General features: G+C 56.7%; 21 protein-coding genes. 5 read left to right on the top strand and 16 right to left on the bottom strand.

Features of this window, described 5'->3' with window-relative positions:
* Nucleotides 1–40 precede the first annotated feature (40 nt).
* From PY650_RS19390 to PY650_RS19370, 5 genes are read right to left on the bottom strand one after another with little or no spacing between them, the layout of a single operon-like run.
* Nucleotides 41–1,426, bottom strand: a complete 1,386-nt coding sequence (locus PY650_RS19390) for an FGGY-family carbohydrate kinase (protein WP_285881148.1) — start codon at nt 1,424–1,426, stop codon at nt 41–43.
* Nucleotides 1,423–1,749, bottom strand: a complete 327-nt coding sequence (gene rhaM / locus PY650_RS19385; RefSeq protein ID WP_285881147.1) for an L-rhamnose mutarotase — start codon at nt 1,747–1,749, stop codon at nt 1,423–1,425. The genes PY650_RS19390 and rhaM overlap by 4 nt, the downstream gene beginning before the upstream one ends.
* A complete protein-coding gene (locus tag PY650_RS19380; RefSeq protein ID WP_285881146.1) occupies nt 1,746–2,759 on the bottom strand; it encodes an ABC transporter permease in 1,014 nt (337 codons plus the stop codon). The genes rhaM and PY650_RS19380 overlap by 4 nt, the downstream gene beginning before the upstream one ends.
* Entirely contained in the window at nt 2,756–3,760 is a 1,005-nt protein-coding gene (locus PY650_RS19375) for an ABC transporter permease (RefSeq protein ID WP_285881145.1), read from the bottom strand. The genes PY650_RS19380 and PY650_RS19375 overlap by 4 nt, the downstream gene beginning before the upstream one ends.
* 10 nt (nt 3,761–3,770) lie before the next feature.
* Nucleotides 3,771–5,309 carry a sugar ABC transporter ATP-binding protein gene (locus PY650_RS19370; RefSeq protein WP_285881144.1) on the bottom strand — a complete coding sequence of 513 codons (1,539 nt, stop codon included), beginning with the start codon at nt 5,307–5,309 and terminating at the stop codon, nt 3,771–3,773.
* 499 nt (nt 5,310–5,808) lie between these two features.
* Here PY650_RS19370 and PY650_RS37435 point away from each other — a divergent pair, with 499 nt between their 5' ends.
* Together PY650_RS37435 and PY650_RS19365 are read left to right on the top strand one after the other, a co-directional pair.
* Entirely contained in the window at nt 5,809–6,405 is a 597-nt protein-coding gene (locus tag PY650_RS37435) for a response regulator transcription factor (protein ID WP_432761551.1), read from the top strand.
* Nucleotides 6,406–6,698: 293 nt separating this feature from the next.
* On the top strand, nt 6,699–7,811 hold the full coding sequence (locus PY650_RS19365; protein ID WP_285881142.1) for an alkene reductase: 1,113 nt from the start codon (nt 6,699–6,701) through the stop codon (nt 7,809–7,811).
* 173 nt (nt 7,812–7,984) lie between these two features.
* Here the strand turns inward: PY650_RS19365 and PY650_RS19360 are convergent, their stop codons facing one another.
* Complete coding sequence (locus tag PY650_RS19360) at nt 7,985–9,364, bottom strand: NAD-dependent succinate-semialdehyde dehydrogenase (protein WP_285881140.1); 1,380 nt, start codon at nt 9,362–9,364, stop codon at nt 7,985–7,987.
* A gap of 1,454 nt (nt 9,365–10,818) precedes the next feature.
* Here PY650_RS19360 and fumC point away from each other — a divergent pair.
* Nucleotides 10,819–12,282: a class II fumarate hydratase gene (gene fumC, locus PY650_RS19355; RefSeq protein ID WP_285881138.1), complete on the top strand. Its 1,464-nt coding sequence runs from the start codon at nt 10,819–10,821 to the stop codon at nt 12,280–12,282.
* On the top strand, nt 12,279–13,652 hold the full coding sequence (locus PY650_RS19350) for a threonine/serine exporter family protein (RefSeq protein ID WP_285881137.1): 1,374 nt from the start codon (nt 12,279–12,281) through the stop codon (nt 13,650–13,652). The genes fumC and PY650_RS19350 overlap by 4 nt, the downstream gene beginning before the upstream one ends.
* Nucleotides 13,653–14,062: 410 nt before the next feature.
* On the opposite strand, the gene PY650_RS19345 is transcribed toward PY650_RS19350, so the two are convergent.
* The 6 genes from PY650_RS19345 to PY650_RS19320 form a co-directional block, all read right to left on the bottom strand.
* A complete protein-coding gene (locus PY650_RS19345; RefSeq protein WP_285881136.1) occupies nt 14,063–14,920 on the bottom strand; it encodes an ABC transporter ATP-binding protein in 858 nt (285 codons plus the stop codon).
* Nucleotides 14,913–15,917, bottom strand: a complete 1,005-nt coding sequence (locus PY650_RS19340) for an ABC transporter ATP-binding protein (RefSeq protein WP_285881135.1) — start codon at nt 15,915–15,917, stop codon at nt 14,913–14,915. The genes PY650_RS19345 and PY650_RS19340 overlap by 8 nt, the downstream gene beginning before the upstream one ends.
* Entirely contained in the window at nt 15,914–16,699 is a 786-nt protein-coding gene (locus tag PY650_RS19335) for an ABC transporter permease (RefSeq protein ID WP_285881134.1), read from the bottom strand. The genes PY650_RS19340 and PY650_RS19335 overlap by 4 nt, the downstream gene beginning before the upstream one ends.
* A 46-nt stretch (nt 16,700–16,745) precedes the next feature.
* On the bottom strand, nt 16,746–17,750 hold the full coding sequence (locus tag PY650_RS19330; protein ID WP_285881133.1) for an ABC transporter permease: 1,005 nt from the start codon (nt 17,748–17,750) through the stop codon (nt 16,746–16,748).
* Nucleotides 17,751–17,778: 28 nt separating this feature from the next.
* Nucleotides 17,779–19,344, bottom strand: coding sequence for an ABC transporter substrate-binding protein (locus PY650_RS19325; protein ID WP_285881131.1), 1,566 nt, complete (start codon nt 19,342–19,344; stop codon nt 17,779–17,781).
* 358 nt (nt 19,345–19,702) lie between these two features.
* Nucleotides 19,703–22,576, bottom strand: a complete 2,874-nt coding sequence (locus PY650_RS19320; RefSeq protein ID WP_285881130.1) for an ATP-binding protein — start codon at nt 22,574–22,576, stop codon at nt 19,703–19,705.
* A 153-nt stretch (nt 22,577–22,729) separates the two neighbouring features.
* Here PY650_RS19320 and PY650_RS19315 point away from each other — a divergent pair, with 153 nt between their 5' ends.
* Nucleotides 22,730–22,900, top strand: coding sequence for a hypothetical protein (locus tag PY650_RS19315; RefSeq protein WP_285881127.1), 171 nt, complete (start codon nt 22,730–22,732; stop codon nt 22,898–22,900).
* Here PY650_RS19315 and PY650_RS37430 read toward each other — a convergent pair.
* The 4 genes from PY650_RS37430 to PY650_RS19300 form a co-directional block, all read right to left on the bottom strand.
* A complete protein-coding gene (locus tag PY650_RS37430; RefSeq protein ID WP_432761550.1) occupies nt 22,827–23,189 on the bottom strand; it encodes a winged helix-turn-helix domain-containing protein in 363 nt (120 codons plus the stop codon). The two genes, PY650_RS19315 and PY650_RS37430, sit on opposite strands and share 74 nt — an antisense overlap.
* Before the next feature lie 66 nt (nt 23,190–23,255).
* Nucleotides 23,256–23,693: a DoxX family protein gene (locus PY650_RS19310; RefSeq protein WP_285881125.1), complete on the bottom strand. Its 438-nt coding sequence runs from the start codon at nt 23,691–23,693 to the stop codon at nt 23,256–23,258.
* A gap of 435 nt (nt 23,694–24,128) precedes the next feature.
* Nucleotides 24,129–25,247, bottom strand: coding sequence for an IS110 family RNA-guided transposase (locus tag PY650_RS19305; RefSeq protein WP_285881124.1), 1,119 nt, complete (start codon nt 25,245–25,247; stop codon nt 24,129–24,131).
* A 278-nt stretch (nt 25,248–25,525) separates the two neighbouring features.
* Entirely contained in the window at nt 25,526–26,158 is a 633-nt protein-coding gene (locus PY650_RS19300; protein ID WP_285881123.1) for a response regulator, read from the bottom strand.
* Between the last annotated feature and the right edge of the window lie 24 nt (nt 26,159–26,182).

The raw sequence follows: 26,182 nt of genomic DNA, 5'->3' as shown, positions 1-26,182 counted from the left end.
GCAATTGAAGCGATGCGTGGAATTCGGACAAAGGAGGCGTTTATTCTGCCAATGCCTGACGCCAGGCTCGCCTGTAGTCTCGCAGGCCGCTAAGGTCGGTCCGGATAGGCGGGTTTTCTGACGGAGCCGTCGGCTTGATGCCAGTTAGCAGCGCCGCACCCTGGCTGGTGCCGGTCGAGCCGGGTAGCGCCATGACGCTAGATCCGGTCAAAGAAGACAGCGCGGCAAGATAGGCGTGATTGAGTGCGAAGGGACCTTCTACAAAAATCGGGCCCTTGGCGCCGATCAGGCCAAGACACGCCTCGGTCATCAACGCCAGATAGAGGCTGGCGGCAGCCAGGCGTTCGGCGGAGCTCGCTTGCGCCAGCCCGAGCCAGCGCATCTTTTTGCCAGGAAAGGGGCCGCAGCCCTCGACCACGTTCGGCAGCAGCATGATGTGCTTTTCAATCACGCGTTCGAGCGCCTTTTCGGCCGCCTCCGATGATGTGGGTCCGATCTCGGCCGCCAAAATCTCGAACTCTCGCCCTCCCATGAAGCGCGAGGAAGGCACGGCGCGGCCGTTAGGATCGACGTTGGCAAGCGTGTCTCGCGCCGGATCGAGATGGTCAAGGTCCCCGCCAACGGCAAAGTTGATTACCCAGGTGCCCGTCGATACGACGGCGAAGGGCGCCTCGTTCTTAACGAGATGCGGCAGTAGCGAGGCGTTGGAATCATGGATGCCGCAGTGGACGGGAACTGGAGCACCGAGACCGATATCCGCTGCGAGCGCCGGCAATAGCGGCCCGAGCGCATCGAAGGCGGAGCGGATCGGCGCCATCAAGTCACGAATGCCGAGGGTGTTGACGAGCGACGAATACGCGCCTGTGGACGGGTTCCAAAGGTCCGTGTGGCATCCGAGCGAGGTTACTTCGTTGGCGGCAACGCCGGTCAGTCGCAAGGACCAGTATTGCGGATAGGTCAGGATCGTACTGACGCGCGCAAATTCGCTGGGAAACACGCTCTGCTGATAATGGATTTGCGCGCCGACATTCAGCCCGCCGGATAGTCTCGGTGAAAAAGTTTCGCTGAACGGCGGGCGCAGGCGGTCATAGGCTTCCTGCACAGCTTGCGGATAGCGATGCTCGTAATCGAGCACCGGCAGGGCGAGGGTGCCGTCTTCGGCAAGAAGAACAGCGCAGGCGCCGTGAGTGGTGATCGATATGGCGTCGAACCCGGGCGCAGCAGCAAAGCCCTTCAGTGCGCCGATGACGAAATCCCATAGGCGCTCGATGTCGTAATGCGGGTAAAGGCCGGTCTTCAGCGTCGTATTGGATGTCCGCACGGCGGCGATCTCTGCGCCGGTATGCGCGTCAAGCACCACGACCTTGGCATTGGTCTTGCCGATATCGAGGACGGCGATCCGGCGATAGGTCGACGTAGCGATCATGATAGATGGAAGACCGTCACGAGATCGCTCTGAACGGGCGAATTGTCGGCATTGGTTGCCATGATATCGGCCATATGCGCCCACCATTTCTTCATGACGGGATGGTCGGGAAGGCTCGCCATCCCATGATCCTTCGGTCGCGTCAGAACGCCGAACAGCGTGTTCGTCTCGGGGTCGAGATGGATGGAGTAATCGCTGACGCCGGCCTGGTGCAGCAGCTCCACCAATTCGGGCCAGATCTCGTCATGACGTTTCCGGTATTCGGCCTCCATACCGGGGTTGAGCGTCATCTTGAATGCGTGGCGTTCAAGGGAAGTGGTCATTTCGAACTCATGACTTTGATGCGCCGTGCCACGATCGGCAGCGCGATGGTTATGATCAGGAGGAGGCCGATGAAGATCGACATAACGATACCCGGCACGTTGAGAAGGCCGAGGCCGAACGTCACCAGGCCCATGACGAAGGCGGCGATAACGACACCGCCAATTGTGCCGGAGCCGCCAAGGATCGATACGCCGCCGAGCACCACCATGGTCACCACTTCCAGCTCCCAGCCGAGCGCGATCGACGGACGGGTGGAGCCGAGGCGGGAGGTCAGGCAGACGGAAGCGATACCGCTCATGATGCCGGTCAGAAGGAACAGGATGAATTTGACCCGTTCGACCGGGATGCCGGAAAAACGAGCCGCAAAATCATTGTTGCCGATCGTATAGACCTGCCGGCCGAAATTGGTCGCATGCAGCAGGATCGCAAAGGCGATCGCCAGCACGATGAAGAGGACGAATTCGAAGGAGAAGACCCAAAAGACATAGCCCTGGCCGAAATAGGCGAAACTGTCCGGATAGTTGCCATAGGCCTGGTCGCCGAGGACGATATAGGAAATACCGCGGAATAGGCTCATCGTGCCGATGGTAACGACGATCGATGGCAGTTTCAGCGCCGAGACGAGGAAGCCGTTGAAAATGCCGCAGACCAGCCCGACGCCCAGTCCGATTGCCACCAGACCAACCGTATCCACCCCTACCTGCGCAGCGGCGCCCATGGCAGTCGACGCGAGCGCGATCATGGCGGCGACCGAAAGATCAATCTCGCCAGCAATGACCAGCAGCGCCATCGCGAAGGCAATCATCGCCTTTTCGGTGAAATTGAAGGTCGCATCCGAAAGATTGAAGGGGTTGAGGAAATAGGGCGAAGCCAATGAATTAAAAATAAAAATTGCAATCGCAACGCCAAGCAGCAGCACTTCCCAGCTCGCCATTACGCGCTTGAAAGGTGTGCCCAGACGGTCGGGGATGCGGCGTTTTTCAAGCGTCGTTTCGGACACGGTGCTCATGCTATGACCTCCTTGCCCGAGGTTTCCTTCGCCGCCTGATCCCGAAGGATGATGCGGCCGCGATTGCGCTCACGCCGGGCATTGAAGACGACGGCGAGGACAATGACTGTGCCGGAGATCGCCATCTGCGTGAACGGTGAAATGCCAATGACAGGTAAAGCATTCTTGATGACGCCGAGGAACAGCGCGCCGAGCACGGTGCCGGCGACCGAGCCGACGCCGCCGGCAATCGAGATGCCGCCGATGACGCAGGCTGCGACACTATCGAGCTCGAAACCATTGGCGATGTCGACATAGGCGACCGCATAGCGCGAGACCCAGAGATAGCTGCTGAGGCCGGCCAGGGCGCCGGAAAGCACGAAGGCAAGGAAGCGCGTCCAGCCGACATCGATGCCGGCATAAACCGCCGCAACCGGATTGCCGCCGCTGGCATAGGTCGAGCGGCCGAAGCGCGTGTAGCGCAGTAAGAAATACATCATGAGCACGATGGCGATGGCGATCCAGGAGAGCACCGGCAGGCCAAGGAGCGGTGTACGCGGCACATTGAGGAAGATCGGCGTGAACTGATGGGCATTCACCCAGGCGCCGCCGGACAGCACGAAGGCCATGCCGCGATAGATGGTTAGCGTGCCAAGGGTGACGACGATCGGTGGGATTTCCAGAGCCCAGACGAGATAGCCGTTGATGGCGCCGAGCACCGCCCCCATGACGACAGCGGTGATCACGAGAGCGATCAGCGGCACATCGGGATAGGCGGCATTCAGCATGGCGATGGCCATCCCCGTAAAAGCGAGGTTGGCGGCGACCGAAAGATCGATCGATTTCGTCAGGATCACGGTCATCTGCGCCAGCGCCAGGATGATAAGGATCGACGTATCGTTGAAGATATTGGCCAGATTGGCCGGCTCGGCAAAGCCGGCCGCACGCGTTGCAAATCCGGCGATCATCACGATGATGATGACGAAGAGCAGCGTCTCGCGCTTTTTGAGTATGCGTGGCATCCGGCCCTCCCTATGCATTGCCCGTGGCGGCGCGCACCAGCGTTTCCGGCGTCAGCCCTTCTCGGTCGAACAAGCCGGCCGAAAGGCCTTCCTTCATCACCAGCACGCGGTCCGACATGCCAAGGATTTCAGGCAGTTCGGAGGAGATCATGATGATGCTGAGACCCTCTGCGGCCAGTTCGCTGATGAAGCCGTGTACGGCAGCCTTTGAGCCGATGTCGATGCCTTTGGTCGGTTCATCGAGAATGATGATCTTCGGTTGCGTCGCAAGCCATTTTCCGATCACCACCTTCTGTTGATTGCCGCCCGACAGCGTGCCGACGGGAACTGAAAGGGCGGCGGCGCGCAGGTCCAGCCGCTCGGCGTATTTGCGGGCGAGTGCGAACTCGTTGGCAGCCGTCAGGAAGCCCCTTCGCGAGGTGCGCCCGAGCGAAGGCAGCGACATGTTCTGATAGATCGGCATCGGCAGTGCAAGGCCATGGCGGCCGCGCTCCTCGGGCACATAGACGATGCCAGCGCGGATCGCGTCGTGCGGCGAATGGATATGGATTTTCTGGCCGTTCAGCGTCAGCCGGCCGGAGAGCGGTCTGGTGATGCCGAACAGCGATTGGCACAGTTCGGAACGACCGGCGCCGATCAGGCCATAGACCCCGAGAATTTCGCCGCGCCGGAGCTTGAAGGAGATGTCGCGGAATTCAGTGCGGTGGCAATAGTTTTCGACCTCGAGCACCACGTTGCCGATCGTGACGGGCACCTTCGGGAAGGCATCCTTGACGTCGCGGCCGACCATCATGCGGACGATCTCGTCCTGCGGTGTCTCCTTCAGCCGGCCGTGTCCAACGGCGCGACCGTCGCGGAAGACGACGAAATTATCGGCAATTTCATAGAGTTCATCGAATTTGTGGCTGATGAACAATATCGCCTTGCCCTTGGCCTTCAGACCTTCGACGATACGAAAGAGGTCATCGATCTCCTTGCGCGATAGTGCCGCGGTCGGCTCGTCCATGATGACGATGCGGGCATCGATCGATAGCGCCCGGGCAATGGCCACGAGATGGCGCTGCGCGATGGAGAGGTCCTTGAGGCGGAGCGAAGGATTGATGGTGCTTTCCAGCGATTCCAGCAGCAGCCTTGACCGGCTGATCATCGTCTTCCAGTCGATAGTGCGGAATTTCGTGCGCGGTGCATGGCCGAGAAAGATATTTTCGGCAACCGTCAGCTCATCGAAGAGCACGGTTTCCTGATGAATGGCGGTGACGCCGGCGTCGATCGCGGCCTGGGCGCTGTGGAACGTGGTCGGCTTGCCGTCGATAAGGATCTCGCCCTCGTTTGGGCGGTAGATCCCCGTTAAGATCTTGACGAGCGTCGATTTGCCAGCGCCGTTCTCGCCGATCAGCGCGGTGACCTTGCCGGGATAAAGCGAGATGCTGACACCATCGAGCGCCTTTACACCCGGAAAGATCTGCGAAATGCCGCGCATTTCAAGGATGGGCGCTGGCTGCTGAGAAACGGGAGTTAGTTGGCCATGCGTTATCGATGCGACGGTCATACGTGCGTCCTCCTCGTCGGGGACGACCGAACGGCGAGGGAGTTAAGTACAGTCCGACGCTCCGCGATCATGGACGCCGTTAAGCGTCCCAGGGTCGACGGCAGGTCGAAAACCATATGACGGTTTTCTGGCAAATGCATGAGATCCTCCTCACGCTCTTATTTATTGAAGGAACTCGAATGTCAATCAAAAACGATCAAAATGCATACCATTGCATCGCACACTGTGACCGGAGATGATTGAAGATGATCGTTTTACCTCCATTCGCGCTCACATGGGAGGCGTCCAAACACCGCAGCCGCGGCTTGAATCCGAATGGCGGAAGATCTGCTTTGAGTGTCTTGGGAACATAACCGGTTCCGGACTTGCTGCCGTGGGCACACGATTGACGGTAAGCGTATTCAACCTCTTGTGACGAGTAGCCCTAACATCTTGGTATAATAGCATCCGCCTGGGCAGCGGGCGTACCATGGGGCTATGAACAACCGAGGCGAGGGACATGAACGCCCCAGTTTCGCATGCTGAAACATTCGGAGAGGCTCCTATCTGCGGGACGGTTCTGTGGGCCGATCCGACCGCATGCGGTGATGGCGAGATCGCAAGGGAACTCCGGCGACTAGGCCATAATGTCCATGTTGTGGGCGACATAGCCTCTGCCTGGCGATGCGTTCAAAGCGAGCAAATTCGCTTTGTACTGCTTGAGCTCCGTTTCGCCAAATTAGCGAGCTTTAAACTGATTCAGCTGATCTCAAGACTTCGGCCCAGATGCAGGATTGTCGTCTACAGCAGCTTTTGCAATATCGCGTCCACGGTGAGTGCCGTGAGGGCAGGAGCAGACGATGTGCTTCCCAAACCCCTTAGCGCTTGCTTCGTTGTAGGAATTCTCCTCGGTAGGGGTATCGACTCCTTGTCTGGCGAGGGCTCGCTTACAGAGCCTAAAGTTGTCCTTCGCGACCACATCATTTCGATCTACAGCGATTGTAATTTCAACCTGTCCCGCACTGCCAAAAGGCTGGCAATGCACAGGCGTTCGCTGGAACGATACCTAAAGCGAAATCAGCTGATCCATCAAAAGCTGCGTACCACGGCGCACTGAACAGAGCGCGTCGCCACCTGCTGCCAAACAGCTGCTGTTCGTAGAAGTGTGGCCCTATGACACCGATGGCCCGAATGGATCGACGATGATGGTAGCCTTAACTTCGGCTGCATTACTTACGGCATTCTTCATAAATGTCAGGTCCCACTGGATGATTTGGCCCGACGATGGCGACAGTCGGCGCAGGATACTTCCATTTCGCAAGCAAAACTTCACCCCGGTTTATCTCTTTTAACGCGCCGCTTGCGCCCTTTCGCAATACGTTGGTTTAGCTATCGAAAGGGGCTGAAACCATGTCGACAAACATCAAATCTATGCTCTTCACGCCGACAACAATCGGCGCAATTGAAGTTCGAAACCGCATTGCGATGGCGCCGTTAACCCGATCTAGGGCCGATATGGACGGAGTGCATACTCCACTGGCTATCGAATATTATCGGCAGAGAGCAACTGCCGGACTGATCATCACGGAAGCGACGAATATCTCGCGGGAAGGCCGCGGGTACGCGTTTACTCCCGGGATCTACACCGAACGACAGGTCGAAGCGTGGAAGCCTGTCATTGACGCCGTCCACGCAGCAGGCGGCAAGATCGTATGCCAGCTTTGGCATGTCGGCCGAATGTCGCACGTCGATCTCCAGGAGAATGGCAAGGCCCCGGTCGCGCCTTCTGCCATCCAGGCCGGAGAACTGGTTTTCCTTGAGACAAGGACCCAGGCTCGTCCGTCGATGCCGAGAGCGCTTCGGACAGAGGAAATGCCGCGTCTGGTTGAAGACTATAAGAACGCGGCAGTCCACGCCAAAAGAGCCGGATTCGACGGTGTGGAAGTGCACTCGGCAAATTGCTATCTCCTCGAGCAGTTCCTGCGAGACAGCACCAACAAGCGTACGGATCGCTATGGTGGATCAATCGAAAACCGAGCACGATTTCCGATTGAAGCCGTTACCGCTGTTGCGGAAGTTTGGGATTCGGACCGGGTGGGGGTCAGACTTTCGCCGGTCACCCGCGCGGTTGGTGACACGCCGCTCGACAGCGATCCTCAGGTAACCTACGGCTATTTCGTTGAACAGCTCGGCAAGCTCGGTCTTGCTTACCTCCATTGTATCGAAGGCCAAACCCGTGGGCCAAACGGTGCCGATCGCTTCGACTTCAAAACGTTGCATGCGGCATTCGGCGGCAAATATATCGCCAATAACGGCTATGATCGCGAATTGGCGATCAAGGTCACCGATTCTGGTTACGCCGACATGGTTTCGTTCGGTCAACCCTATATCAGCAACCCCGATTTGGTTGAGCGCCTGTGGCAGAACGAGCCTTTCGCACCGTCAGACAAGGCAACCTACTACGGTGGAGGTGCGGAGGGCTATACCGACTACAAATCCCTGTCCGGGGCGGTTTCCGACTAGCGCGAGGCAATCACAACCTATCGCGGTCCGGCAGCCGATCGGCTGCCGGACTTTTTCATGTGCCAAACAACGAAGGGAAGGCGCGGCGCCAACGCACTCAGGGCTCGAGTTCCTCGGGCCGTGGCTCTTTCTTACGATATCGAGGCTACAGAGTCACCTCTCGGAGACTTTTTTCAATGCGGCTCGATCCAGACAGTCTGAACATTCACAAATGCATGTGCGCCAAAGTGGGAGAGTTCGCGGCCGTATCCGCTGTTCTTCACGCCGCCTACCGGAACGCGCGGATTGGTGCGGGTGTAGCCGTTAATAAAGACACCGCCGGTATACCAATCACGGGCAACCTTTCGCGCCAGTGCGATATCTTTGGTCCAAATGTTTCCGCTGAGGCCGAAGTCGCTTGCATTCGCCAACTTCACAGCTTCCTCGATGTCCCGGACGCGGGCGATCGCTGCGACCGGCCCGAACGTCTCCTCCTTAAAGGCGGGCATTGCATCGGTTACCCCGGTGAGAACCGTGGGAGTGTAGTAGGCTCCCTTGCCCTCGGGCCTTGTTCCACCACAAAGCACGCGTGCGCCCATTGCGACCGTTCCTTCAACCTGTTTGTGCAGCTCGTCGCGGAGGTCCGCGCGCGCCATCGGACCCATCTTAGTTGACGGGTTGGTTGGGTCGCCGATCTGGATCGATTTGGCCGCTTCGACAAAACGATGCTCAAACTCGTCGGCGATTTCGTCCATAAGAATGAAGCGCTTCGCGGCGAGGCAGACCTGGCCTGCGTTGCCGAAGCGGCTGGAGATGCCAGCGGCGACAGCCTTGGGAATATCAGCGTCCTTGCAGACGACGAACGCATCGGAGCCGCCGAGCTCCATGATCGTTGATTTGATGACCTTTCCTGCTTCAGACGCGACCGCCGAGCCAGCGCGGACGCTTCCGGTCACAGACGCTCCGTGAACGCGATCGTCGTTGATGACATTCACGACATCTTCGGTCTTCAGGATCAGATTCTGGAAGGCCCCTTCGGGGAAGCCGGCCTCTAGCATAACCCGTTCAAACTCGAGCGAACTCCTCTGCGTGTTGCGCGAGTGCTTCACCAACACGACGTTGCCAGCTAACAGCGTCGGGATGGCCATGCGTGTCAGCTGCCACAGGGGGAAATTCCACGGCATGATCGCGAGTATCGGGCCAAGGGGCAGATAGGACACATATGCTTCTACTCTGCCTGTTGTGGCTGGCGTGTCAGCGAACATTTGTGGACCATGCTCTGCATACCAGTCAGCTTCGTCAGCGCATTTTTCGACTTCCGCCTCGGCTTCGGCAGAAACCTTTCCCATTTCGGCAGTAATCACCTTCGCGAGGCGATCTTTGTTCTTGCGAAGTGCTTTCGCAAGGTTCGAAAAGAGGTCGGCGCGTTGATAGGCGGAGAGTTTGCGGAACGACTGGAATGTCTTCTCGGCTAGTTTGAGTTTCCGCTCGGTTTCACTTGCGGTCTCGAACGCAAACGTCTCGATCTCCTCGCCCGTGGCAGGATTGACCGTGGAAAATGTCGGAAAAGTCATTGGGCGATCTCCTTGGATGGCCAGGGTTTGCTTCACAACTGCGCACCCGTTTTCCCAACTGCCCGGCGGGACAGGTTGTTGTGTCGAAAGGATTTACGGCCACCGCTCGCTCCGAAACTCGAATAGGTCCAGCTCGGTGTTGTAGGGGCTGGCTTAGCCGCCGGAGGCGAAACTGTCGCAGATAGCAGGCAGTCACGATTTCAAAGAAATCATCGGGTTATGTGCGCGGCTAACGATACCATCGGAGCCTTGAGTGGCGTTATAAAATGGCGTCAAACGATGTGAATTCCTTGCGATGGGTTTTCTGGTCGTGGCGATAGAGGCGGATATGAACCCTGGCGAGACCTTAGAGCCGCTGGGAAGCTTCTGCGGGTCGATGGACGTGTTTCGCGATTTCCCGGGAGATTACTCGAACTGGTAATGGCCAGCTTCCGCTTTCGTCATGGAATGCGTCAATCGGAAGATTATCGGAATTTCCGATCGAGGCGCGTCTCGTGCAGGGCAATGGCGGATCCGAAGCGACGTCAGCAGGTGAACGCGCTGTCCAAGGCAGGACAAGGTATCCCGCTTAACGATGACACGGTTGAGAACTGATGACGCTCGTCGAATCCATTTCGAAAGAATTTGAGTTGGGTAGGGTGGCATCGTCGTCTGGTGGCCTCAGTATCGCATTGGCAATTATGTGGAAGCAATGCGTCCACTCAACGACCTCGAAGCGATCAGTTCGTGCTTTCTATATCACGGGGTGCGCTAGTCTTCCCTGCGGACATCAGTTCGTCGCTACTCCAAGTCCTCAGGTCGGTGACGCTGTGCCGGCCGAAAAAGTGTGGTCCAGCCTCCTCGGATGTCCCACCGGCCTCCCTGGGGCACGGTGATCTCGCGGAGATTCCACCGACCCGCCTCCCGATCCCTTCTTGACGCTAATGTAACCCATTTCTGCTCTCCGGTGAGCGCTAGTTTGACGTTGAAGTCTATCCGCCAACCTGACTAAATTTTGGTAGAGCATCAATGCTGCGTCCCGACGGCAAAATCTCGTCCACGGCTGGCGTAACGAAGGCGTTTTTGGAGATGTCTGGTCAAATGAGGTGAATTGGTGTGAAACGTTGACGCCGACGGCGAGCGTGGATTTAGCATGTCGTTTGCTGCCTTGTTTGTAATCGCCTTTGTCGACCAGCTTCATTCGCGGAGTTGGTCGCCGGCCCCGGCATCCCATCCCCCGTGACCATTGCGGCGAGCCATAGCGCAGCCCGTTAATATGCGGTTCCTAAATTCACGTCGGTGGATCTATTTCGCACGCTTTGACTACCTTTAACGCGTCCGATCCAATCTCGAATGTTAGTCTGACTAAAACGTACAGATTGTCGGCCAAAGATCCTTGATCTGGGTGTTCGCGTCATCACCGCACGTCAGGATAGCGCTCGTGATATGACCTCCTATCGCTCCGAGAGAAACAGATGACCTCAGCAAACGATGCTTCGCACCCCGAGTTGTTGGACCTGCCGATTGGAATATCCGCATCGGGAAGCCGGGAAGAATTCGACTCCATGGGGAGCGTTGAAGTTCCTGCCGACCGATACTGGGGCGCGCAGACACAACGTTCGTTGCTTCACTTCGATATCGGGGGCGATCGAATGCCCAAGGAGGTCTATCACGCCTATGGATATGTTAAGAAAGCATGCGCACTCGTCAACGCAAAGGCGGACCGCTTGCCCGGGTGGAAGCGGGACGCCATCGTGCGGGCTTGCGACGAGACGATCAAGGGGCAGTTGGACGACCATTATCCTTTGTTCGTATGGCAGACCGGATCCGGTACGCAGTCGAACATGAATATCAACGAGGTAGTTTCAAACCGAGCAATTCAGCTCCTTGGCGGTGCTCTCGGCTCGCAGAAACCTATCGGACCGAACGACGACGTTAATATGGGCCAGTCGTCGAACGATACATTTCCGACCGCGATGCACATAGCGTCTGTCATTTCAATCGACAGCGTTCTGCTTCCCGCTGTCGAACGTCTGGTCGAGATGATCGAGAAAAAGGCCAATGGTTGGCTCGATGTGGTGAAGATCGGCCGAACGCATTTGGAAGACGCAGTGCCTCTGACCGTCGGCCAAGAGTGGTATGGTTGGGCAGGGCAGCTTCGGGCTGCGATCGAAGACATCAAATTGGCGCGTGCCGGCCTATACGACCTTGCCGTAGGTGGAACCGCTATAGGGACGGGCTTGAACGCTCCGAAAGGGTTCTCCGGTGAAGTCGCTGCAAAGCTTGCCGAGCTTACGGGAAAGCCGTTCGTAACCGCGCCGAATAAGTTCGCCGCACAGGGATCGCTTGACGCGATGGTTAGAGCGCACGCCTCGTTGAGAGGCTTGGCCGTCGCCCTCATAAAAATCGCAAACGACATGCGATGGCTTGCCTCGGGACCGCGCTGTGGTCTTGCCGAGCTCGTTTTGCCGTCGAACGAGCCGGGATCGTCCATTATGCCGGGAAAGGTCAATCCGACCCAGTGCGAGGCGATCGTGATGATCGCGATCCGGGTGATGGGCAACGATACCGCCGTCGCCTTCGCCGGGAGTCAAGGCAACTTCGAGCTGAACGCCATGCGCCCGGTGATCATCGACAGCTTTCTGCATTCCGCACGGATACTGGCCGACGGGTGCCATAAATTCCGAAGATTTTCCGTCGAGGAAACGCAGCTCAATACTGAAAAGATCAAGGCTTACGTTGAAGGGAGCGTAATGCTAGTTACCGCACTATCACCGGTCATCGGATACCAAAACGCCGCACACATCGCGGAAAAGGCGATCGCCGACGGCACGACGCTCCGTGAAGCCGCAATTGCCTCCGGAAGGGTTAGTCAGGAACTTTTTGATCAAACCATCAGGCCATCGGACATGGTGGGCGAGGGCCTGGCAGGCGCTTGATCGCCAAGAAGGGGGCACATGAGGACCTGCGGTCGGAGTTGGGCTGGTCGGCAAAGATGGCGAACAAGTCGCGGCATTCATTGCTATGGAAGCCGGTCAAAGGCCGTATTATGAAGGACGGTGCTTTCCAAATCGATTCCATCGGCCATCTCGTCTTGAAGATGGGTCGTCTGTTGTTGTTGAGCGGGGCGGACACCGAATATGCGCGGCAGCGGACGGACGCTTTGGTGTCGCACTTCGGCTTGACGGCCGAACTGTTTATAAGCGGCGAACGCCTCATTCTGGCAATCGGTTCCGGCGCGAGCCTTCATGCGAGGATCGGGCACCAGATCAACAGCATGGGAGTTAACAGCGGGCGCTTCGATGCCGTCGATGCTATCATCTCCCAGGTCTGCAGTGACCAACTCGATCTCGAAGAAGCGTCTCGCCGACTTGACGAGGCTGAACATGCGCCATCCCTATATCCCAGTTGGCTCGTTGTTCTCGCCGTCGCGGGAACTACCGCTTCACTAGCCCGCTTGTTCGGCGCGGCATGGCCGGTTTTCGCAGCCGCGTTCGTTGGAGGCATTTTGAACATTGTACTGCGAAGATTTCTAGGAAGCCGCCGGGCGAACCCCATCGGGGCGTCATTTTTGATCGCCTTTCTAAGCGCGGTGCTTGCAGCCTCAGTTCTATGCTTGAACCCGGCGGCCGACCCCGCGCTTTCGTTCGTAGCGGTCGGCATGATCCTGGTTCCGGGAGTGCCTCTCATCAACGGGATCTCGGACATGGCCGGAGCGCACTCGGGAATAGGCTTGGCCCGGCTTTTCACGGGCGGAATAACGGCAATCGCCATCGGATTCGCGTTGTTCCTAGCCGCGTACTGTGTCGGCAAACCGCTGACTACCGCTCTTCCCACTTATCCTATTCCGATATGGCAGGATGTAGTCTTTTCCGCGGTGGCCGCGTTCGGCTTCGCGATGCTTTTCAATGCTCCTGTCAGGGCCGTCGTAGCGTGTGTGATCTGCGGCACTATAAGCCACGGATTGAGAAGCGAATTAGGCACGCTGGGCCTTGAGCTCGCCGCAGCTACGTTGTTTTGTTCTTTCCTCGCAGGTCTGCTGTCCCACGCCTTCGGTCGATTGCTGGCCTTGCCCTGGCCGACCTTCGCATTTCCTGGGACGGTGGCGATGATCCCGGGTTCGTATGCTTTCCGTGCCGGAGTGGGCGGCCTCCAGATTATGGCGGGTGGTCGAAGCACGCCCATCAGTCTGATAGCCGAGACGGCGTCGCTGACGATAAGTGCGATCGTGCTTACTTCATCTGTCGGTGTCGGCCTGGTATTGGCGTCCGCGCTGAGCAGATTTCTCCAGGGAGACAAAGCGAAGTAGTTGAAAGCTCCTTGGACTTCGATGCAGGGGGTGAGTAGTTCGAAATGAAGCTGCCGAGGCCGGCCACACGAAGTAATTATCTGGATATACATTTGTATGTCGAAATATATTCGTCAATGCGCTATCTTTTTATTATCGACTCGAAGCTAGTCTGGTGGTCTGGTGGCGACGCCGAAAAGGCCTCCCTCCCCGTTCCGCGAGATCTTGCGGGTGGCACGACCGCGTCCGAGCCGTTACTTCTCACGAGCGGGCCCCTTTTGTTGGTCTCTTTCGCGAAATCCTCCGATTGTATTCGCTTTGCTCTCCGTAATGCAGACAGGCAAAGCCGCGCCGATTCCGGAGAACCATGCCTGGGCCGGTCGCTGAACAAATCGGCATGGCTACGGGACAGCGGTGCCTGTATCGACACCCTACCGAGTGCCCCGGGGGGCGGTGGTGTTCAAAGGTTCAAGGCTATCGGTCAGCCTCGATCCACCTATCTGGAGTGATGAAGCAAGGAGTGATCGCGTGTAGGGGTGTAGGGGTTCCTTCAGCACCTGTGTCGTCGGACCGATCTCGACCAAATTTCCGCCGTACATCACCGCGAGCCGATTGCAGATCGAACTAACCACCGCTATGTCGTGGCTGATCAGGATGTATGTCAACTTGAATTGATCCAAAAGATCGCGCATCAAGCCCAGAACCGTCGCCTGAACCAGCACGTCGAGCCCGGCGGTAGGCTCGTCGAAAATGACAATTTTGGGTGCGAGGACAAGAACCCGCGCCAAGCCCATTCTGCGCAGTTGCCCGCCGCTAACTTCGTGGGGGAAACGATCGAGTAGCCCTGGGGACAAACCCATGGCCGTCACCATCTTTCTAACGCTATTTTCGCGATCCGATGCCGAGCTACGCGGAGAATGGATCACGAGAGGCTCGTGAAGCGAACGGCGCAAGGTCCAACGGGGATCGAGGGAAGCGCCGGGATCCTGATAAACATATTGCATCTGAGCAGATACCGACTTGGGAAGTCTGATATCCACGGACGAGACGACCTTCCCGGACAGCCGAACTGCTCCTCTCGTGGGTCTTTGGATACCTGCGATAGCTTTGCCGAGCGTCGTCTTACCACTACCGGTTTCTCCGACGATACCGAAAATGTCACCATTCGAAATGGTCAAATCAACCCTATCGACGGCTCGCAGCACTCGTCTCCGCCAGCCGAGGCGTTCGCGGATTGAAAAATCGCAGCCCAGATTGTTGATTTCAAGAAGATTTGGGCTCTCACTCATTTACGGTTCGATCCCGAGTTGTCGCTGGATTGTGACAAGCCACGGAATGTCCTGCAATATGTTCCACTAAAACCGGCTGAAGTTCCGCGCACAGCTTGGAGGCGCGTGGACATTTTGAACTGAACTGGCAGTGATTACGCGGTAGGGGATCAACGACATCACCCGTAACCCAACGAGGGGCTCGATTGGGAGACTTGCTGCTCTCGATCAACTGTTTGGTATAGGGATGCAGAGATTGGTCGAAGAAGGTCTCTCGTGGGGCAGACTCGATGACGCGCCCTCCATGCATGACAATAATTCGGTCACAAATCTCCCACGCTGCGCCGAGGTTATGCGTCGTAAAAAGTATCGCGACTCTTTTTTCCCTGGCGATACGTCGCAGGAGGGCCAGAATCTGGGCTTGTATTGGCGCGTCGAGTGCGGCTGTCGGTTCGTCCGCGATTATGATTTGCGGCCGCGAATACAATGCCATGGCGAGCATGACGCGCTGCCGCTGGCCGCCTGACAGTTGATGCGGATATTGAAGCAAAATGTCACGCGCCCCAGGCAGTTGAACGGCCTCCAACATCTCCAATGCGACCGTCTGATACTTGGCTCGACCGCCCACTAGGGGCATCAATCTGTCCCCAAATGCAGCGGACTTAATAAAATCGATGACCTGCGTGCCTATCCGAAACAGTGGGTTCAGGCTTGCAAAGGTGTCTTGCGGGACAAGAGTGATATGGCGGCCTCGTGCGTGCCGAGCCCGCTTATCATTGCCCAGCATGTCGATGCCGTTCAATAGTACGTGGCCTTTCGTGATCCTTGCACGATTGCGCGGCAATATGCCGAATATTGCTCGCACCAGCGTGCTTTTACCGCAGCCGGTTTCTCCAATCAGGCCGAGGATCTCGCCGGGATTGACGAGCAGACGAACGTGGTCGAGAGCGGTGACGGGACCGTGGTCCGTTTCGTAAACGACCGAAAGTCCGTCAATGTCCAAGACTGGCGTGATCATTTCGGCCGAGCCCGTCTCCGACGAGGCTCGAGAACGTTGCCCAAGGCGTCGGCAAACATATAGAATCCGAGGACGGTCAGGAATATCGCGATACCGGGAGCGAGGGGATACCACCAAGCATCCGGTAGATATTCACGGCTTTCCGCCATTATCCTTCCCCATTCCGGCCATTGCGGCGGCGCGCCCAGGCCGAGAAAGCCAAGCGTCGCGGCGGAAATGATCGTCGCACCGATGCCCATGGAAGTTCGCACGGCGATCGATGAAGCCACCGCGGGCAAGATATGCAAGACCATAATACGGCCGGGAGACGATCCCAGTGCCACCGCTGCCTCAATGAAAACCTCGTTGCGAATGGACCTTGTTTCCGCATAGACAAGTCTCGCCCAGAATGGCCAATAGGTTATCGAAAGCGCCACGATCAGGGTGAGCAAAGACGGACCATAGGTCTGCGCGATTGCGATCGCAACGAGGATCTGCGGTATCGCCAGCGCGATGTCCGATACCCTCATCATCGAATGAGAGAGCCCGCCGCGGTAATATCCCGAAATCAGGCCGACGGGAACTCCGACAAGGACCCCAGCGGCAGCCGTCGAGATGGCAACAAAAAGCGTAGTGCGTGCGCCCCAGATTACGCTGGAAAGCAAATCGCTACCCATGCGGTCAGTGCCGAATGGTGCGCTGAGTGAAGGCGGCATCAGTCGATCCGCGATTTGCACTTGCGGCTGCGCGACTATAGCAGGGGCGAGCAGTGTGATCAGCGCGATCGCACTAAGAAGCCCCACGCTTATGAGTCCCATCGGCTCGCGAAGTAAGCGTGGCATGATCTGATCAGAGCGCCCCACGTGGATCTACCGCAGCTTGTAGCAGGTCGATGATCAAATTGACGAACGAAAAAATTAACCCCGACAAGAGGGTGAACCCCATTACCGCATTGTAATCGGAATAAAGAATAGAGCGAAACGCGTAATTCCCCAGGCCGGGCCAGTCGAAAATCGCTTCGACCGCCACGGCTCCGATCAGCGCGATGCCGACGACTGGCCCAATCAACGCTATGGTAGCGGAGAGCGACATTCTGAGAAGATATTTCCATATGACGATCCGTCGAGGAAGGCCCATCGCGGTCTGGTACATTATCGGCGGGGAATCGATGAAATTGGCCACGCTGTTTCGAGTGAAGCGTTGGATTGTTGCGGCGGTAGGAAGTCCCAAAGTGAGTGTGGGTAGCACGAGGTGTTTGGCGGCGGAAAAGAAAGCTTCCCTGTCGCCTGCTATCAGTGTGTCCATAGTCAGAAGGCCTGTGATGGGAGTGGGCGGGAATCCGTCAAATCGCCCCGATAGCGGCAGCCAGTCCAACTTCATTGAGAAGAGAAGCTGTAACTGGATAGCAAGCCAAAATGGGATGGCGGCCATGCTAGCGACGGTAGCTATGCGCACGAGGTGGTCGAAGAGGGTATCGTAGTAGATCCCACATGCTACTCCGAGCGGTATGCCCACTAGGATTGCGACGATTATCGAACTGGCTGCGAGCTCGACAGTGGCCGGCAGTCGTGCTTCGAGATCGCTGCTTATCGATTGATGGGTGTACAGACTGTTTCCCAGGTCTCCGCGCGATAGGTTTCTTAAGTACAGCGCGAATTGGGATATCAACGGCTTATGAAAACCATATCCTTTCCGCACTTCGGTTACTTGCGCCGATGAGGCATTCTCCCCGGCAATCAGAACGGCCGGGTCGATCGGAACGGACCTCGATAGGATAAAGACGAAAATCAGCAAAGCGAAAAGAGTCGGAATAAACCACGCCAGCCTGTTCAAGAAAATGCGGAACCAGAGCATGGGAAATCTCACGCGCTTTGGATGATTCTCAGGGTTTGAAGCTGGCCCACCTCAGGTCCTGTCCATTGTTAGTGGGCGAAAAGCGGATCCCCGATACCTTTTTCGAATACGTACCATGCCATCTGGTATTGTAAACGAAAATGCCCGCAGCGTCATCGACCACCATCCGGGTCATTTCTTCGTACAGGGTCTTGCGCTCTGCCTGATTGTCGGAAATCAGCGCTTTATCCAGCAGTTTGTCGAATTCGGGATTATTGTAATAGGATAGCGAGCGCTGTCCCTGGTATCGGGAGCCGAAACCTTCACCTACCCAGTTGTTTGGGTCGACGTAAAAGGTGCTCTTCCAAAACGGAATGGCGTCCGGGCGCGTCTCCTGGCTGGTCAATCGGTTGACAAGAATGGGCCATGGCGTCGCTTCGTAAGTTGCGTCAATTCCAATCTGACGCAAAGAACTCTGAAATAAAATTCCTGCCTGCTCGCTTTCGGGTTGGCCGGCAATCGCGACAATCGTCAAGGGCCGAAGCTGCAATTTCGCTTTCTTTAACTCATCGGCGGCTTTGTTGAGGTCGTAGGTATATCCCTTCAGGTCCGGAGGCGATCCCCACATCGTAACTGGCAGCGGGCCAGGATTCCTTGTAACCGACCCTTTCATGACGCTGGCGATATACCCCTCGTAGTCAAACGAATAGGATAACGCGCGTCGGAAGTGGACATCGTCAAGCGGAGGTTTTGCGTTGTTCAAGGCGACTAGAAACACTCGCATGGATTCCTGGTCGATTATTTGAACGTTGGGCGACTGCTCTAGTCGCAGGACTTGATCGTAGGGCAAGAACCCGTCGGCACCATGATAGTCTCCGCGCATCAAGCCGAGAACGCGTGTGTTTGTTTCAAGGACATTTCGAAATTCCACATTGTCGATCGGGTCGCTTCCGAAACCGGCGAAATGTTGCTCAAATCGCTGCGCAGACCAGCCTATAGCCGGATCGAAGCGGACAAGTTTGTAAGATCCGGAACCGGCTTCATTGCGGCTTAGCCATTTTTCGCCCCAGTCCCCGTCAATTTCGTGACTTTTTACCAAGTCGCGGTTGACCACGACAATGTCCGGCACGGTACTCAGAAATATCGCCGACGGGCTCGAAAGGTTGAAAACGACAGTGTACGGATCTAGAGCTACAGTTGTACCCGGTTTGATGATCCCTTGGTATAGAGGCGACGGACCTTTGTTGAGCGCAAGAATGCGTTCGATGGAATAAACCACGTCATCCGCTGTAACGTGTTTTCCATCGTGGAATATTACATCGCGCTTCAATCGAAATGTATAGGATTTCCGGTCTTCGGAAATGGAATAGCCTTCGGCTAGCCAAGGTATCAGCTTTGGAGGGTTATCAACGTAACGATATAATCCGTCGTACAGATTGAAACGCGCTCCAGCCCTGCTGGCGTCGAAGACCGTGTGAGGATCGACACTATCGTAGGCGGAATAACTAGCAAAAACGAAGCTACGGGCGGGCTGGGCTAGTGCATTTCTGACGGGAATTGGAAGGATCGCCGCGAGGCCAAGCATCTTCAACACGTCTCGTCGCGGGGTGTCCACGTTCTTCCTCCCGTTAAACCCTGAAAAGACAATACTCTTTAGACGATATTCCTTCGCAGATCGCCGCGCAGGTTAATTCTGGTTAAATTGATACTGAAGGGGTTGATTTTGAGTTTTTTCTTTGTTCGCCCGCGCTTGTGGTAACCAGCATCACTCAGTGTGTGACGTTCCATCGATCGGACTGATATTCTTGGAGAAAAGGCTCTGCACAGGCGACAGCTCGGTCTATGAGCCAAGGAAATGCCGCCCGCGAGCCATGGAACCCCTCCTGGCGGCCGGCAGCGCTGGCTGTTGCTATTGGTGCACGTTAAATCGACGGGCAATGGCTCGACAGGTTCGGAACTTAAGATGGCTGCCCTCAGACAGCCACGGCGCCGCATTCCGGAGCAGATGCCAAGGTGTCGAGCAAGGCACGTGCTCTCGTCAGTTCCGCATGGGGCTGACGTGTATCGAACTTGGCACATGTCGGGTCGAGGATCTGAAATGCTTCCCGATGCCGGCCGTCGGCTTCAAATATCAGCGCGAGCGTTAATGCGGAGCGAAGCTCGAGTGTCAATGCGCCGATACACGAGGCTTCCCTTATCGACCGCAGCAACAACTGCGTTCCGTTCGCCGATGCGCCAGTTCGAAAATCCAGCAAGGCAGCGATGCGCAATATTTCGGGGAGGGCCCAGTTCGCGTCCTGTTCGATGGCCAGCCGAAGTGCTTCGTCAATGGTCGCGCGGGCATCGGCCAGGCAGCCGGCTTCCAGCTGCGCTTCCGCGACCATACTGTAATGCATGGGTGCTCGCAGGACGTGTCTCGCTGCAATCATCTCCTTTAGTCTCATCGCCAGCTCGGCGACGGCTCCGGGTTCCCCGCGCTTGGCAAGGATCGCGCTTTTGAAAAACCGGCACCATTCGCGCCAAACGCCAATGTCCTCGCGTTTACTGTTGGCTTCGATCGCCGCCAGAAAGCCTTGAGCGGAATCGTAGTCGCCCGACCAAAAGGAAAGCGGTACAGCGAAGACGGCCAGTGCATTCGTATGCGAGACGACATGTCCCGCGATCTCCGCTCTCTCAACCGCAGCCCTGGCGACTTCCATGGCGCGGCAAACATCGCCGGATACCCAAAGGGCGAGCGACAACGTGCATCGCACGGAAACGCCTCGTTCGGCTTGAAAGCGCGCAAATCGTACCGGGTCGCCAGACCGGGTGCTTTTAGCGGTCAAACGTTCAATCCTACTTAGAGCCGAGGATATGTCGCCGATATAAATCTCGGCTGTCGCCATGTTACGCTGCGCTTCATCAACTGCCAGACGATCTGACTGCGCTTCCGCCAAAGCGATAAACTTCTGCAGTTGCTGGAGGCCTTCACGCGGTCTCCCGGTATAGATCAGATAGGAGCACAAACCCCAAAGCCCGAAGATCTGGTATTTCGCGTTCCCACTTGCTACACCCAGTCGGTAGCACTCTTTCCATGCGGCCTCGGTATCGAGGGGCAAATAGTGCGCAAACGTCATGCCCGATGCGCGTGCCGCAATCAGCTTCATCGTGAGCTCCATCGGACAGTCGCCGAGGTCTCGTGTCGAAAGGAGCGCTCGTTCTACACGAGACTGCATTTCATTGAGGGAGGAAAGCTCATACCACAACGGTATCAGTGCCGCGGTCAGGCGCACGCCAAGCATTTGATCGCCTTCGGGAGTGAACGCCCAAGCCATCGCATTGCGGGCATCGTCCACTCTGTGAGCGTACTCGGCCATCCAATCACTTTTGTCGCGGGAATCCTGCTCGTTGGCAGCTTTTTCAAACAGAGAGAGCATTTGCCATGCGTGTCTCAGCAAGCCTCCGTCACGCTCTCCGGCATCCTTCAATCTTTCCGACGCAAAGGCTCTGGTAGCCTCCAAGAGCCTGTAGACTGGGGAGCCATTTTGGTAATCGACGCTAACAAGCGATTTGCTTGCCAGCCGCTCCAGTCCATCGACCGTCTGTGTCGTATCGAACTCAATAGCCTCTGCCATGGCGACCGCGTCCTGAAGTCGAAACGGACCCGCGAAAACCGATAGCAATCGCAGGAGTGAAGCTTCTTCCTCCGATAGAAGCCGATAGCTCCAGTCCATGGTGGCCAGAAGGGTTTGCTGACGGAGTGGAGCGGTCCGCTCGCCATTGCTCAGAAGCAAGAACTTCTGTTCGAGCATGGTCAACAAGCTGGACAAGCCGTAAGCGAAAGTCTTGCTCGCGACAAGCTGGATCGCCAGTGGAATGCCGTCCAGCCGACGGCATATGGCCGATACTAAGGGTGCGTCCTCGTCGCTGAGTACATAGTTGCTGCGCTCATTTGCTCGATCGACAAATAGTTGGACTGCGCTGAACTCCAACGCTTCAGCCGCCGTGGTCCCGCGGCCTGCGGGAGGCGCGATCAGATTCGGCAATCGATATTGTTGCTCGCAACTGATCTGAAGCTGCTCCCTGCTTGTGGCTAGCACGGTGAGCGTCGGAAGAGCTTCCAGTAGCCGCGCGATGATCGCAGGCACCGTCGGGAAAAGATGCTCGCAGTTGTCGAGCACCAAAAGCGTATGCCTGCCTTCGAGGACCGAAACGATTTCCGACAGAGTGTCTTCCGACCGCTGCCTTGCGCCCACGCCCGCTGCGACAGCCGCCATAGCGTATTGCACGTCGCCCACGGTAGACAAATCGACAAAAAAGACATGCTGGTATTTAGTTACCGCATAATGGGCAACGCAAAGCGCAATGGTGGTTTTCCCGACACCTCCGGGGCCGACGATTGTCAAGCACCGGGCGGCTGGCAGCATCTGGACGAGATGTTCCATCTCGTAAGTTCGCCCAATTGCGTTGGGTCGCTTTAGAATTGGTGCTGCCTGAGTGACGACTTGCTTGGGCGTGGCAGGTTCTTGCCGCTCTATGGCGAGGTCCGCCACAAACCGGTATCCACGGCCGGTGACAGTAGCGATGTAATTTTCCTCCGACCCGTCATCCAGTATCCGGCGCAATGCGGCCATATTGACCTTGAGATTGCTCTCCTCGACATACGTCCGTGGCCAGCAAAAAGTCAGAAGCTCATTCTTGCTCACGATCGAGCCAGCTCGCCTTACCAGAAGCGTCAGTATGTCGAACGCTCTTCCGCCAATTCGAACGGGTACGCCTTCTCGCAGCAGGAGTTGACGCTGCGGGATAAATCTGTACGGGCCGAAAACGTAGGTCGTGATAGCGGGTTCTTGATCATGCAACGCCATTTCGCATGCCTTTCCCAGGAAATCAGCCGAATATCCCTTCCACTGTTTCTTTACTACGTGACAGCGATACCGTCTCCCAGCCGGCTAGCTGCAGAATTACTCAAGTCTCCGTGTAGTGCGCTCTAACCAATCCGTCCAGATGTCCGTGATGCAATGAACGAGCACGGTGCCGGCGATCAATGGAGCGCCGGGCAACAGCGCTCCAGAGCGTTGCTGCCGAATTCAGACTTGATGAACACCATTGCGCGGGTCAGCCGGATCTTCGAACTGCGGGCAAAGCGTCGTCGTGCCTATTTTTCAACAGTCGGCGGACTTGTACTTTGACGTTCGCTTCGTCTACGAACAAGGACGGCCAGACCTTTTGGAGAATATCATGTTTAGTGAAGACCTTCCCCGGTGCGCTCAGAAGGACTATTAAAAGATCGAACGCCCGACTTCCTATATCTACTGATTGTCCATCTCGTAGAAGTGATCGGCTCCCAGGAGAGATCCTGAAGGGTCCGAATAGATAGACTGGCCCGCCGGGCGGCCTAAGGCTATATCGGCTATTGAGTTGCCTCGGAGGTTGATGCCAGAACCGAGCGCGCTCAAATGAGTTATGAGAGGCGAGCATCTGCGGATCCTTTCCTTGTTCAACTGTCTCCGCGTCGACCGGATCAATATCCTACCTACTCAATGTTCACACCTCATCCCTCTTAAGGGGGCGGCTTCCGCCCTTTTTTGGAGGTATAACTGAAGTGGTTGGTCCGGCTGCAGAAGAATCAAATCTTGGAATTCTGACACGCCTTCGACCAAAAAGCAGAGAGTCGAGTGAAAGTGGTCCCGGGCCGATCATCGCCGAGGCGAGGCTCGCGCCGCCCAGGCAGAACAGATGTTCATCCGCCCATTGACCTTGTATGCCTTGCCAAGTGAACAGGATACTTAAAGAGATAGCAGAGAGCGGCGTTGCGATCCCTACTATCAGCGAGATCGCTATGCACAATTCGATATAATATTCGATTGAGAAACCAGTGATGACGTTGTCTGACTGCTGGACAAGTGCCGCCATCGCGAGCGCGTAGCGTAACAAGCCTCGGCCGACGCCCGAAAGTGGTTCGACAAAAAAAAATCGTGGCACGCCGAACTCCTTTCCCACACCATTATATAATGTCGTCCCCTGTTAAAGCCTCTATTGGGGATAGCGTTCACCCTCTATCGGGGCGGCCTTCTCTAACTCCTAAGCATCCATCGACAACCTCTTATGTTCGTTTTCAAGCTCTTTGGCCATGATTTTTCCTTCTCGACTTTGACGGCGAAAGTACATGCGTGAAGCTGTTGAATAAAGGAGGAGACAGGGCGTTTTGACGACGGCTGGCATACTCTTATGCGCGGGTTGGCTACCGCATTTCCGTTTGTTCGTCTGGGGCTACCTCGGTCTAGCATCGGGCGTTGACTGTGTCCGCCACATAGGTTGTACGAGGATTCCCCACCGGAGCCCTGCCTCCATCTTTGTCCAACAGCAGATGATTCAATGCTTTCGCTAAGCGTTGTTCCTCGAGCTGACCTGGAGGATCTAGCCTTGTGCCATGGGAGCGACCTCCTGCCCGATCGCCCATAGGAACGCGGCCATTTCCCGAGCGATGGCGGTGATCGCGACGACCTTCGGCTTGCCTGCCGCTATCAGCTTGCGATACCGTGCGCAAAGCCTCACCTGACCTTTCCAGGCAATCTCTCGAACTGTCCGTGGCAATCCCTCCAGCCGCGCCTGGATCTTCGGGCTCACACGCGCAGGGAAGCGATATGTCCAGGCGCCTTCGATGAGGAGCCGACGCGCCCTCGTGTTACCCGCCCTGGTGATCCCGCCACGCTTGACCCGTTCGCCCGTTGAGCTTTCCGATGGCACCAGACCGAGATACGCCATCAACTGACGGGGATTGTCGAAGCGGCTGACATCGCCGATTTCGACGACAAAGGTAACCGCCGTCATGAAGGCTACGCCGCGCATCGCTTGATAGGCGGCTACAACCGGGGCCATTGACCAGGACGCCGCGGTTTCGACGACCAGCTTGGTCAGCCTGTCCAGACGCACGCCGGCATCCTCGATGGCTTGGCAATATTCCGCCAACAGGATGTGGTGGGCGGGATGATCGAAGGCCTGGCATGTTAGCCATCTTGTATGAGCACGCGTCCATGGTTTGCGGCCGGTGTAGATCCGGCCATGACGCAACAGGAAAGACTGAAGTTGCTGACGCGCCTGTTTCAGCGCGTCGCTGGCCGCCTCGCGAGCCCGCACCAGGTCGCGGATCGCCTCATGAGCTTCATCCGGAACCCAGACCGCGGTCAGCTCACCCGCCCGGTGCAGGCGTGCCAGGCTCACGGCATCGCGACGGTTGGTCTTCACCCGGTCGCCCGCACGCTTGGGCACCAGTGACGGCGCGACCACCACGCAGTCATGCCCCAATTCGACGATCTGACGGTAGAGACCATAACCCGTGGGACCGGCCTCGTAGCAAAAATGAAGCTTGCCTCCACGCTTGGAAAGTTTGGCGACCATCGATGCTACCGATGCCGGTTCCGAGGAGATGTCGCCGAAAAACCGAACCTCACCGTTACGTGCTCCGTCTGCAACCGCCACCGAAATCTTCAGCTTGGATGTATCCAACCCGATGAAAATTACGCTATCTTCTTTCATGGTTCGCCCTCGCTAAGTTTGGGGCAAGGCTCCGGCCAATCCAGAGCAACCCCCGATTTTAACTCATCGCGGGGGCGGGCCACCTTCACCCCACGAACATACGGTCTAGGCGGACGGTTATCTGCTTCTGGTAACCGCATTGCGGCTGGCGACGTCTAAGTGCCTACACATCAGGCAAGACGAGGGTCGTTTCACCCGAACCTTGATTCACGAGCTTTCACAAACCTTAACGCTCACTTAAGGCTCGCCGCATCAAGGCCAAAAATCTCGGTGGGATTTCAGAGCTCGATAATTCCCCTTTTTAAGCCGATAGTGACCGCTTGTGTGCGGTCAGTCGCACGTAGTTTGCCAAGGATGTTTTTCACGTGGCCCTTGACGGTTTCCTCGGTAATCGAAAGCTCTACTGCAATGATCTTGTTTGAATTACCGTCGGCGATTAGCTTGAGAACCGATATTTCACGAACGCTAAGGGAATCGTCGCCGAGATGGGTTGCTAGCCCGGTCGCAGCTTCAGGGTGAATATACTTCTGTCCTCTGTGAACAGCCCGGATGATATCGAGTAGGTCTTTTCGAACGGCACTCTTGAGCAAGTAGGCTTGGGCACCGGCCAATAATGCCCTCTTCACGAGATCATCACCGGCATACGTTGTCAGAACGATGACACGACCGTTGGGGAGATGCCTCCGGATTTCGTTGATAGCTTCAATTCCGCCCATGCCGGGCATTTGAAGGTCCATCAGAATGACGTCGGGACGAAGGGCTTTGGTCTTTTCTACGGCGTCGTATCCGTCGGAAGCTTCGGCGATGATAGCCATGTCGAGTTGGCTTGATACTAACGCGGCAATCCCTTCACGTACGAGCGGGTGATCATCGACGCAAAGTATACGAATAGGTTGAGAGTGTGGGGTCACTGCTTTCCCTTTTCATTTGCTAAG

The organism is Martinezella calliandrae, assembly GCF_030272695.1.
Taxonomy (GTDB): domain Bacteria; phylum Pseudomonadota; class Alphaproteobacteria; order Rhizobiales; family Rhizobiaceae; genus Rhizobium; species Rhizobium calliandrae.
The sequence above is the reverse complement of the archived record's forward strand: the minus strand, read 5'-3'. Positions and strand labels throughout refer to the sequence as shown.